Source organism: Allorhodopirellula heiligendammensis, from assembly GCF_007860105.1.
GTDB classification, from domain to species: domain Bacteria; phylum Planctomycetota; class Planctomycetia; order Pirellulales; family Pirellulaceae; genus Rhodopirellula; species Rhodopirellula heiligendammensis.
In genome coordinates this window covers 631,399-643,829 of the sequence record NZ_SJPU01000002.1, presented here as the reverse complement: position 1 = coordinate 643,829, position 12,431 = coordinate 631,399, and the positions used below count along the sequence as shown (strand labels likewise).

Below are 12,431 nucleotides of genomic sequence, written 5' to 3'. Positions count from 1 at the left end.
TGTTATCTTTGGATTCCTTGAACCGTGACTGATCCCGCCAACGACGCGCCTACTTCGCCCTCGCCCGCTTCGCGGCTGGGGCTCTCACTCTTTGTCGTTTATACGCTGTTATATCTGGGGTTCGTGCTGCTCAACGCATTTGCCACCGACACGATGGATATCGTGGTATTTGCAGGCCTGAACCTCGCAATCGTGTACGGATTTGGCTTGATTCTCGCAGCAATCGCCATGGCGTTCGTGTATGGATTCGCGTTACGCAGCAGTGGAAATGAGACGGACACCAGTTCCCACGGTGGAGACGTAGCATGATCTACACCCCCTCCATGACGGCAGTGGTCGTGTTCTTTCTGTTTGTCGGCTTCACCGTCGGACTGAGTTTTTACCTCGGTCGCAAAGCCACATCATCGGCGGGCTATTTTGCCGCCCACGGCCAGATCCCGTGGTTCATCAACGGGGTGGCATTCGCGGGCGACTACCTGTCAGCGGCGTCGTTCTTAGGTATCTGCGGGATGATCGCGGCATACGGGTATGACGGATTCCTCTATTCGATCGGATATCTCGCTGGTTGGATTGTCGCTTTATTCGTCATTGCCGAACCGATGAAGCGGCTGGGCAAGTTCACGTTTGCCGACGCGCTCGATGCGAAATTCAACTCACCGGGAATCAAGGCTGCTGCGGGGATCAGCACACTGATCGTCAGCGTCTTTTATCTCATTCCTCAGATGGTGGGCGCGGGCGTACTGATCCAACCCCTGCTGGGTTTTCCGCACTGGGTCGGAGTGGTTTTGGTGGGTTGTGTCGTGATCACAATTGTGGTCACCGCGGGCATGGTTTCAACAACCTGGGTACAGTTTCTGAAGGGTTCGCTGTTGGTGCTATTTAGCACTGTGCTCGTCACGCTGGTCCTGCAGCAGGGTTTTCACACCGATCGCAACGCGTTTGCGACTATCGGGCCGCTCCAGATTGACAGCCACGCCGGTGATGACGCAGCGATCGATCCGCAACTGCTCGCCACGGCAGCAGGACGAACACTTTACACCACCGGCGCGGGCGAGACGGCCTCCTCGGCGTGGGACACTGCGAGCGACTTCATTCGATTCGCGTCGGACGATGATGAGGGCTACGACATCTTTCGCATTGAGCATGATGCCGACGGGGTGGTCTTACGAGAGGCTCAGGCCGAAACGGTGGCGGCCGACGGAAGCCGATTCGTCGGCGGGCTACCACTCGGCGCCGGTGCGGGCGAGCGAACGCTGCGTCCGGTCGGCCAGCTAACCCGCTTGCCTGAAGAATTTGCTGCCGACAAAACCAATGACCAAGGCGGCCGCGGTGAAGAGCACACGGGTCCACTCGGACCAATTCAGTTTTTTGACGTGTTACGTCGCAGTGAGGTTACGTTGTGGGGAAACCAAACCATTACCCACCAAGATGGCGCCGTTACGAAGGTCTACTACCAGAAACCAACGCCGGGCTCCCAAGTCCTGCGGCCCGGTGAGCACCCTACGTTCGCAGGCATTCGCAGTGGTCGGTGGACCGACCGGATCAACTTCCTCTCGTTGATGCTGGCGTTGTTTTGCGGCACTGCGTCCCTCCCTCATATCCTAATACGCTATTACACCGTCAAAGATGCTGCCGCGGCGAGAAAGAGCACGATCGTTGGCATTGCGAGCATCGGCTTTTTCTACGTGCTGACGCTGTACCTAGGACTCGGTGCCATGACCAGCGGTACGCTCGACGTGACCAACAGCAACATGGCCGCTCCGCTGTTGGCACGTGGCATCAGCGATTTATTGTTCGCGATCATTTCCGCAATCGCCTTCACGACGGTATTGGGTACGGTCAGTGGATTGATCCTTGCCAGCAGTGGCGCCGTTGCCCACGATTTATTGGGCGGCGTCATGGGGATTCAGTTTGCCGAGGGCAACCAAGTGCGGGTGGCGAAGATCGCCGCCGTCGTGGTCGGTGCCATCGCCATTGTGCTCGGGATTCTCTTCCAGAACTTAAACGTCAGCTATCTGGTGGGCTGGGCGTTCAGCATCGCCGCTAGTGCCAATTTGCCTGCCTTGGTGATGCTATTGTTTTGGCGCCGAACGACGGCTGCCGGGATCATCGCCAGTGTCGTCGTGGGCATGTTCAGCTCGCTTGGTTGGATCCTGCTTTCGGCAGACACGTTTAGCAAAGTATATAAAATTGATCCCGCTGACAGCCCTATTCCTTTCAGCCAACCCGGGATCGTCACGATTCCGTTGGCGCTGCTGACCCTGGTGATTGTGTCGTTAATGACGCAGAATTCACCACCAAAAATGGATTCTGTCGCGGAATCGGGGGCAAAAACGGCTTGACACCGTCGTGACAAGGCCTATATTTGCCATTAAATGGCATTGGCTTGGTTTTTCGATCCTTGTTGGTTCGCCTCCAAGCCAATCTTTCGACGGCCCCCGAAGACATTGAGAAAAATGTTTTCAGCGTGAGGCCTTGCCCGACAACCTTGTGCCTGACATGCTCGCGTTGACATGCCGTGCCGGGTGCTTGGATGCGGCATACTCGCGTGAGTTACGAATCAATCGTACTAGACCTGACTCGTTGGATGGGAATCTTTTGAGGCAAGGATTTGCCGCTCGTTTGAGTAAATAAATCAAACGAGCACCTTGGTCGCGCCGATGGTGTTACCGCCACCTTTGGTGCATGCGACCTTTACTTTCGTTTTTAAAAACGCGGTTCCTCTTGTTGGTTGCCTTGATCGGCAATGTGGTTTCGATAGGCCTGCGAACAGGATCGATTTTCTGACGAAAATGGATTGGGTTCGACGCAGATACGTCAACGCCATGCTGCAAACTGTTTCCTTGCCTGGAGACATTGATAAAGGTATTCCCGGATTAAAAGATGGCAAAAAAGAAGCGTTCAACACGCGGCCGAGGTGGTTTCGGCTCACAAAATGGTTCTCCCAATAGTGGAGGCACTAGCGGAGGCAACAGCAAACCGCGCACTCGGCGACGTCGCCGTGGAGGCAGCGGTGGCGGTGGGGGAAATCCGGGCGGCGGTGGTTCCAATGGTGAACCAGAAGATTTCGTCAGCGACGCCCCGCTCGAAGAGTGGTCCGGGATCCTCGAAATGCATCCCAATGGCTACGGTTTTCTCCGCAGTCCAACAGCCAATTACACCCGCGAGCGAACCGATCCATTCGTGCCCGGCACGATGGTTGAAAAATTTGGACTTCGCCAAGGCGTCATGCTGCACACGATGGTCCAGCAAGCCAAGCGGCAGCAGGGTCCCCGTGTTCGCGAGATTCTCGATGTGGAGGGTCAGCCGCCTGAAAAATACCCGGAGATGCCGCTCTTTGACGACCTTACAGCGATCAATCCGGAAGAGTTCCTCAAACTCGAAAAAGGAAAGATGCCGCTGACTAACCGCGTCATCGATCTACTAGCGCCACTCGGCCGCGGCCAGCGTGCCTTGATTGTCGCACCGCCGCGGAGTGGTAAAACGATCATGCTGCAGCACATCGCTGAAGGCATTTCACAGAACCATCCCGACCTCAAATTGATGGTGCTGCTGATCGACGAACGACCTGAAGAGGTCACCGACATGCGGCGCAGCATTTCCAATGGCGAGGTCATCGCTAGCAGCTTGGACATGGACGTTGAAAGTCACGTCCGTTTGAGCCAGTTGGCAATCGACCGTGCCAAGCGTCTCGCCGAAGCGGGGCAAGACGTGTTCCTGATGCTCGATTCCATCACCCGGCTGGCACGGGCGTTCAATAAGTGGGTCGGAAAATCGGGCCGTGGCGGGGCCACGGGTACCGGTGGATTGGACATCCGTGCGATGGACATCCCAAAGAAATTGTTTGCGACCGCACGAGCGTTCCAAGAAGGCGGCTCGCTCACCATCGTCGGCACATGCTTGGTCGATACGAACAGCCGCATGGACGAAGCCATTTTCCAAGAGTTCAAGGGAACCGGGAATATGGAAGTCGTCTTAGATCGTCGCCTGGCCGATCGACGAGTTTATCCCGCAATCGATATCTCTCAATCAGGAACTCGTCGCGAAGAGTTGTTGCTCGACGAAGAAACCTACGAGACGGTTTCGATGTTGCGTCGAACGCTCAGCGAAATGCATCCTGTCGATGCGATGGAGCAGTTGACGAAACAACTTGGTCGATTCGACGATAACGAGGGTTTCTTGAAGCTGATCTCGGGTGCCAAACTCGCATAGTGAGTGTGCGACGGATTCTACACGCGGCCGACATTCATCTCGACAGTCCGCTGCGTAACCTGGAATCGTACGACCAAGCACCGCTGGAGCAAATCCGTGGTGCATCTCGGCGTGCGCTTGAGAACCTCGTGAAATTGGCCATTGACGAGGAAGTCGACTTGGTCGTCATCGCAGGCGATCTCTACGACGGGGACTGGAAAGATCAGAATACCGGCCTGTTTTTTGTTGGACAGGCTGCCAAGCTCACCCAGGCCGGCATCCCACTGGTCGTGATCCGCGGTAATCATGACGCCGAAAACGTCATGACGTCCTCACTGCCGCTGCCCAAGAATCCAGATGGCAGCGAGATCATGCTGGCATCGAAAAAAGTGGATTGCCGCACGTTCGAATCTATCGGCGTAGCAGTGCACGGCCGATCGTTTCGAACCAAGGCCGAACTGGAAGACCTATCCCAGTCTTACCCGCGCCCGCTCAGCGGCATGTTTAATCTGGGCCTCCTACACACAAGCCTGACCGGTGCCGAGGGGCATGATACCTACTCGCCATGCAAACCGATCGAATTGTCAGCGAAGGAATATGACTACTGGGCGCTAGGGCACGTCCACACGCGCGGCGAACATGGGTTGGCCGACGCTGCGCCGATTGTGTTCAGCGGTAACATCCAGGGACGTCATATTCGCGAGTCGGGTGCGAAGGGATGCTATATCCTCGACATCGACGAGCGTGGCGGAATCGCTCTGAAGTTTCACCCGCTTGATGTCGTGCGTTGGGAGTCATTCGAACTCCACACGAGTGACATGCAGTCAACTGATGAAATTCTCGATGCCTACGAATCGTGGTTGGGCACCACGCTCGCTCAGATCGGCGACCGTATGCTGGTATCACGCGTGTCGATCGTCGGTCCCAGCAAAATTCACCATCAGCTGCACCAGCAGCGCCATCGCCTGGAATCATCGCTGCGTGCGACCGCAATCACTCATGGCGGTGGCCAAGCATGGATGGAAAAGTTCCGTCTTCGAACGACCTCTCCCAACAAAAAACTCAATGTGGGTGATCTTGACGGACCGTTGGCGAGTATTTCCAGCGTCGTTGAAAGGCTGCGGACTTCGGTCGACCGGGGAGACTTGATCGCAGGCGAGTTTACTTCGCTCGTTAAAAAACTTCCCGATCAGCATGAGACGTTCGACCCCACGGATTTGCAGTGGGTTGATGAACTGATTGAGTCAGCTGCCGCTGACTTGTTAGGACGCTTCGACGGATGATCATCCAACGACTCGACCTGATCGCGTACGGGCGCTTTACCGATACGCTGATCGATTTGTCAGCGGGACCACGCCGGTTCCATATCATCTATGGCCCCAACGAGTCCGGAAAGTCTACCAGCCTCCGGGCAATCACGTCGCTCCTCTACGGCATGACGACTCGCGCGGAAGACAATTATTTACATGCCAACGCGAAAATCCGGGTAGGTGGCGTGCTGGTCGGCCCCGCTGGCGAATCACTGACCTGCGTTCGTCGCCGGGGCAAGAAGGGCACCCTGCGTGAATCAGACGACAGTACCGTCATTCCAGACGCGAAACTTGAGGCGATGCTCGGCGGTGTCGATCGCGAAGCATTCGAGCATCGATTCGGGCTCTCTCATGAGGAACTCGTCCAAGGTGGCAAGGCGATTCTCGAAGGCGAGGGAGATCTGGGCGAAATCCTGTTCGCTGCGGGCGCAGGCGTCAGCCAACTCAAGGCCGTGCAGTCTAAACTCGACGAAAATGTTACGCAGCTGTTTGTAGCCGGTGGTAGCAAGGGTGCCATCAACATTCTATCTCGTGAAATTGCGGAAAAGAAACGCCAGCTCGAAGCCGCCAAAATTCTCCCGCGCGAATGGGAAGGCTTGCAGAACGAATTGACGCAGCAGCAACAACGCGTCAAGCAGTGGGAGACGACCCAACGGGATGCCGCGGTTCGAATGTCGCAGCTCCGCGCGTATCTCACTGCGCTACCGCTTGTCCCACAGTGGAGATCCTGTTGCGAATCACTCGTGAGTCTCGCCGACGTTCCGCTTCTCGATAGCGCGTTCAGTGAGCGCCGTCGCACGCTCGAAACCAGTCGCGAAATCGCTCTCCGTCAGACCAACTCGCACACCACGCGGATCACGGAACTGCAACAAGAACTCGATCTCCTCAGCGATGATGCCGAGATCATGATTCATGAGGCCGAGATTTCTTCGCTATTTCAGCGGCTTGGCGCGCGTGAAGAGGCGCGGACCCAACGAACCGGCTTGCAACGAACCAAGAGAAACCTCGATCGGCGGATGACCGAAACACTCGGCGAATTGTCAATTGAGATTCACGCCGCAGACGGCGACGCCGTGACGGACGAGATCGACGAATCTCTTAAACAGTTACGCGTGGTCGACTCCGTGCGAACTCACGTCAATGAACTCGCCCAGCAATATGCGTTGCTCGTACGTCAGCGCGACGATGCCGACGAAGAACTACGATCGCTCAAACGTAAACTGGCTGCACTGGACCAACGCGATGTCGCTGAACGTGTCCCAGATGATCCATTCGCGATCGGTCAGGTCATTGAATCGGTGGGATCGCCCGATAGCGTCCTGGCGAATCTCACACAGCAAAAATCAGACGCCAAGCAGTCGCAGCTTCGCTGTGAGCAACTGGCTCGCAAGCTTGATTCCATTTGCCCCAAAATGAGTGGTTCATTCGTTGACTCGGTGCACGATCTCGTGAACGTGCCATTGCCCAGCGAATCGGCGATCGCCAAGGCGGTTCAGACAATCGAACGGCGAGAGCAAGCCGTAGCGACTGCGACGCAGCAGTGGAGTCAGCTCGATGCGCGGCAGCGCACGCAGCAGGAGAAACTCGAAGCGGCCAGTTCGCTCACCGAACTGCCGAACATGGAGCAACTCGCTGCCGCCCGCGATCGCCGCGACGACGCGTTCTGCTCGATGATTGCTGATCATTCCGCCGCCAGGCTATCAATGGAGGACTTCACTCGCCTGCAGTCGCTCATTCGTAAGGCCGATGAATTGGTCGATCAAATGCGCCAACATCACGAGCAAATTCACCTGCAGGCGACGCTCCAATCGGATCTGGACGAAGTCATCAAGCACAAGGCGGACTGCCAAGCGCAAGGTGAATCCGCGAAAGCCGAACTTGATCAAGCGAACTCAGATTGGCAGTCACTCTGGCGACCGCTCGGGATTGCTGCAGCAAGTCCACAAGCAATGCAAACCTGGGTCGCGACCCATGCGCAGCTAGTCGATTCAATCTCCAATGACTTGGAGGAACGTGAACGCCTCGAACAGGTTCAAAGGCGCATCGCAGCGGCGTGCGAACGACTGCGTCATGCAGTCGCCGCGGCCTCAGCAGGTAGCTCCACGGCCCAGACAGCAACGTCGGGCAGCGGAGCGCCGACTTCAATTGACAGCGGCGACGAGACAATCGTCACAGAGGAATTCCCGCGTCTCCATGACGAGGCAGTCCGGCTGCGGGCTAATCTTCAACACGCACGCAAACGGTACGAGGAACAGCTCAAGCAAATTGACACCTTGCAGGACGAGTTGCCTAAGGCGGAGGCTCGTTTGGAATCACGTCAGCAACAACTCGACCGCTGGGACAGCGATTGGGCGACGGCCACGTCCGCACTCGCCGCCAGCGTTGACAGAACCCCGGCGGTGATTCTAGAGAAGATTAAGCAGATTGATGATCTCAACGCTCAAAAACGCGAACGTGACATTTTGCTGCATCGTATCAATGCGATGTTTGCCGATGATCAAACCTATCGTGGTGATGTCGCGCGTTTAGCATTGTCCCTGGGAAACGAGTTCAATGAGAACGATGGTGAGATTAGTGATGCGTTCACCCTCGTCAAGAGTTTCTTTGAACGGTTGCAAAATGCGCGATCCGATTCCAAACAACGGGCAGCTCTGACCCAACAGGTCGCCGCCACGCAAAAGAAACTTGCCGCGGCCCAACAGCAAGTCAATGATGCTGATATTGCGTTGGGGCTTCTTTGTGAGGAGGCCGCGTGTGACTCACCCGATCAACTCTTGGACGTCGAACGGAGATCCAACCAGCGTCAACAGTTCGAACAATCCAAGCAAAGTGTGGAACAACAGCTACGCATGCTAGCTGGCTCGGTCTTGCTCGAAGCGTTTGTGGAAGAGGTATCGCAGCAGCAAGCCGAATTACTCAGCATTGAGATTGAACAGGTCGAAGGCAAACTGACCGATGCGCAGGCTCAGTTGTCGCTAGCTCAGCAGGCGTTAGGAGAGCTGCGGGGTCGGATCGCGAAGGTTGACGGCAGCGGGCAGGCGGCGGCACTATCCCAAGAACTGCATTTCTTGACCGGAAAACTCGAGAATGAGCTCGAAGAATATTCGCGAGTGAAGATCGCTGCGATGATTCTAAGGCAGGCGATCGAGGATTACCGGCAGGAAAACCAGGGGCCGGTTCTGCAGCTCGCCTCTGGCATTTTTTCGCAGCTCACTCGAAACGAATACGCATCATTGAAAGTCGACTTCGACAACAAGGGCAAAGCGACCTTATTCGGCGTTCGCCCTGCAGGCCAGGACACGGACGTTCCCGCCAACGCGATGAGCACGGGAACCGCCGATACGCTCTATTTGTCACTGCGACTGGCCTCAATCGATCACCAACTTTCACGCAGCACACCGCTGCCTCTGGTCGTTGATGACTGTCTGGTACAGCTTGACGACGGTCGATCAGCGGCCGCTATGCGAGCATTTTCGGACTTATCACAGAGGACTCAGGTCATACTGTTCACTCACCACGAACATCTCATCGAGCTGGCCGAACAGACGCTCGCCCCTGATGAATTTCATGTACATCGGCTGGGATCATAGAGGTCTGCGGCGATGCCCTGGTGGCGCGCCGACGAACCCACTCAAGTCGCTAGAACGCTTGTCTCTCGGGCAGGCGAGTGTGCGTGCCTAATTCTGCTGGGCCCCGTAGAGCCGGGCAGTTGTTGCCCCCTTGGCTATCAAGATCAACACGCCGCACGATCGGCAACGATCACGCAAAAATCGTCTACAATGGCGGGTTCCACAACTTTAGGAACCAACATGATCCGATTTTGCTTGCTATCCATTCTATTTAGCGTACTTTCGCTGCCGTGCGATCGTTGCCGCCTTAACGCTGCTGATGACCGCCCCAATATCGTGCTGATCATGGCCGATGACATGGGTTTCTCGGACATTGGGTGCTACGGTGGCGAGATTGCGACACCGAATATTGATGCGTTAGCTGCTCGCGGCATGCGGTTCCGCAACTTTTATAACAATGCCAAGTGTGAGCTGACGCGAGCATCGTTGTTGACTGGGCATTGGTGGCATCATGTCGGTGCTTCGGCAACCGCTCGGTACAGTGAACCAACCTATGGTGAACGGATGCGTGAGGCCGGTTACCGAACTCTGATGACCGGAAAATGGCACGCCGGACAAACACCTTTTCAACGTGGTTTTGATCGGCACTACGGACTCACCGATGGTTGCTGTAACTTTTGGAATCCCGGTCACGCCCGCGACGGTGAGCCGGAACCCGCGAAGAAAAAGGTTCGTCGCTGGGCCATCGACGATCAGGAGTTCTTACCCTACCAACCACCTCACGATGACTTCTATACAACGGATGCCTTTACCGACTACGCACTAAAATACCTCGACGAATACAAAGATGAGGACCAACCTTTTCTGCTTTACGTGGCATATACCGCCCCGCATTACCCAATGCACGCCAGCGAGGAGGATATCGCTCGCTACCGAGGGAAGTATGGCGCAATCGGCTGGGATGAACTCCGCCGCCAGCGATTCGCTCGCCAACAGCAGCTCGGGGTGCTCTCACCCCATGCGGAACTGTCTCCGCGAGATCCAGACCTACCAGCTTGGAGGGACATTCCCGCAACCGAACGAGACGACTGGGATTTGCGGATGGCGACGTACGCGGCGATGATCGATCGCATGGACCGCAATATTGGCCGTATTGTTGATAAACTGCGTGACAATGGAGAACTTGAAAACACAGCGATCTTTTTCCTGTCCGACAATGGTGCCTGCGAAGACTCAGCTGATCGCTCAACAGTTGCTGGAGCCAAACCCTGGGAGGTCACAAGCTTTCAAACCCAAGGCCGCAATTGGGCCAACGCATCCAATACGCCCTACCGAAAATACAAAACGACCGATTACGAAGGAGGAACACGAACGCCTATGATCGCGGTCTGGCCAGGTGTGACGGAGCCGGGGTCGATCACGGATCGTGTCGGACATCTGATCGACTTCATGCCCACGATGCTGGAGTTTGCCCAAGCACCTCCCGTAGATGGCCTGCCTGGCAACGCATTGCAGCCAGCCCTTTCAGGTGCTTCAACCAGCCGTTCCTGGCCGCTTTTTTGGCAGTTCAATCGCGCCAAAGCGATGCGTGACCACAACTGGAAACTGGTTCGATACGGCAATTCAGACTGGGAGTTATACGACCTCGATGCGGATCCGACCGAGTGCGTAAATCTCGCCGCTAGCCAGTCAGATAAAGTGAACGATATGGCGGCCCAGTGGCAACAGTGGTGGCAGAACAAGTGAGTGATCTACCAGTGCAAGTGTCGTATCGATTAGCTCTCTTCACCGCCGCGTTCCTTTTGCGAATGCTTGTCGCCGGCTCCCTGATGGCTGGCGGACGCCCCAACATCGTCTTGATCGTTGCCGATGATCTCGGTTACGGAGAGCTTGGTTGCTACGGCGGTCTCGAGATCCCGACGCCTAACCTCGACTCATTGGCGGCCAGCGGTGTGCGTCTCACGAACGGGTATGTCACTGCTCCCTATTGTGCGGCGTCGCGAGCCGGCATGATGACCGGACGCTACCAAACTCGCTTCGGATTTGAATTCAATCCCGTGGGCGTTAAGAACAACGATCCGACTATCGGTCTGCCGCCCCGAGAAACCACCATCGCCGAGTATCTACGCGGCCAGGGTTACTCGACGAGCCTAGTCGGAAAATGGCATCTTGGCGGGACCGCCGAATTTCACCCCCAGCGGCACGGATTCGACGAATTCTTCGGTTTTCTTCACGAGGGCCATTTCTATGTGCCCCCGCCCTGGCACGGCGTCACCACCTGGCTGCGACGCACGACGCTGCCCACGGGTGGAAAGGGACGCTGGAGTTCACCCGATGGACGAACCATTTGGAGCACCCACCTCGGACACAATGAACCGCCCTACGATGCCGACAACCCGGTGATGAGGTCGAGTCAACCGGTCGAGGAACAGGAGAACTTGACCGATGCCTTCACTCGCGAGGCATGCGACTTTATCGACCGCAAGCAGGAACAGCCTTTCTTTCTCTATCTGTCATACAACTCAGTCCACAGCCCGCTGCAGGGCGATGACGAGTACATGGCACGATTCCCACACATCCGCGACATGCAGCGTCGTATCTTTGCCGCCATGTTATCGCACCTCGACGAGAGCGTCGGCAAAGTGATCGACTCGCTGGCGCAACGCAATCTACAGGAAACGACATTAATCCTTTTCTTGAGCGACAACGGGGGTCCTACCGCGGAACTGACTAGTAGTAACCTGCCACTTCGTGGGGGCAAAGGCAGCTTGTATGAGGGCGGTGTCCGCATCCCTATGATTATTTCCTGGAAAGATCAACTGCAACCAGGAACATCTGACGCAATCGCCAGTTCATTGGACCTAACGACCACGGCCCTGACGGCAGCCGGAGTCGATACAGACCAACATCATCTCGATGGCGTTGACTTGCTGCCCACACTTCGCCGCGCGGGTACCTCCCATCCTCGCCAAACGCACTATTGGCGCATGGGTGCAAAACATGCGGTGCGGCACAAACATTGGAAACTGGTTCGAACCGGTGAACGTCCGTGGGAGCTCTACGATTTATCGATCGACATTGGCGAAACAATCGACTTGGCAGATGACCGTGTCGATATCGCAAATCAACTCTCAATGATGTGGCAGAATTGGAATCAACTTCAAGCGAAGCCGTTGTGGAAATAGAAGTTGTGGAAATAGAACTCTTGAACGGCCCATCGACTCGACGCGACGCGACGCTAACGTGACAAAGGCGTAAGTCACGATCGCAATGTCGCCTCATGATCTCCCACCCACCGGCGATGAATCATCACATACCGCCATCCAACTGAACGACTCCTCCATTTTGGTGAAACGATGCC

The 12,431-nt window shown here is 56.1% G+C and carries 7 protein-coding genes; all 7 read left to right on the top strand.

What is annotated here, in order from left to right; genetic code table 11:
* Positions 1-24: 24 nt before the first annotated feature.
* The 7 genes from Poly21_RS12780 (at position 25) to Poly21_RS12750 (ending at position 12,255) form a co-directional block, all read left to right on the top strand.
* On the top strand, positions 25-309 hold the full coding sequence (locus Poly21_RS12780) for a DUF485 domain-containing protein (protein WP_146407401.1): 285 nt from the start codon (positions 25-27) through the stop codon (positions 307-309).
* The gene (locus Poly21_RS12775) at positions 306-2,342 is read left to right on the top strand and encodes a sodium/solute symporter (protein WP_146407400.1); all 2,037 of its coding nucleotides are present in this window, start codon (positions 306-308) and stop codon (positions 2,340-2,342) included. The genes Poly21_RS12780 and Poly21_RS12775 overlap by 4 nt, the downstream gene beginning before the upstream one ends.
* 541 nt (positions 2,343-2,883) lie before the next feature.
* On the top strand, positions 2,884-4,212 hold the full coding sequence (gene rho / locus Poly21_RS12770) for a transcription termination factor Rho (protein WP_146407399.1): 1,329 nt from the start codon (positions 2,884-2,886) through the stop codon (positions 4,210-4,212).
* Positions 4,213-4,217: 5 nt separating this feature from the next.
* Positions 4,218-5,474, top strand: coding sequence for a metallophosphoesterase family protein (locus Poly21_RS12765; protein WP_302118810.1), 1,257 nt, complete (start codon positions 4,218-4,220; stop codon positions 5,472-5,474).
* Positions 5,471-9,091, top strand: a complete 3,621-nt coding sequence (locus Poly21_RS12760; protein ID WP_146407397.1) for a YhaN family protein — start codon at positions 5,471-5,473, stop codon at positions 9,089-9,091. The genes Poly21_RS12765 and Poly21_RS12760 overlap by 4 nt, the downstream gene beginning before the upstream one ends.
* Before the next feature lie 219 nt (positions 9,092-9,310).
* Entirely contained in the window at positions 9,311-10,816 is a 1,506-nt protein-coding gene (locus Poly21_RS12755; RefSeq protein ID WP_302118809.1) for an arylsulfatase, read from the top strand.
* The gene (locus Poly21_RS12750; RefSeq protein WP_302118808.1) at positions 10,813-12,255 is read left to right on the top strand and encodes a sulfatase-like hydrolase/transferase; all 1,443 of its coding nucleotides are present in this window, start codon (positions 10,813-10,815) and stop codon (positions 12,253-12,255) included. Before Poly21_RS12755 ends, Poly21_RS12750 begins: the two co-directional genes overlap by 4 nt.
* Positions 12,256-12,431: the final 176 nt, after the last annotated feature.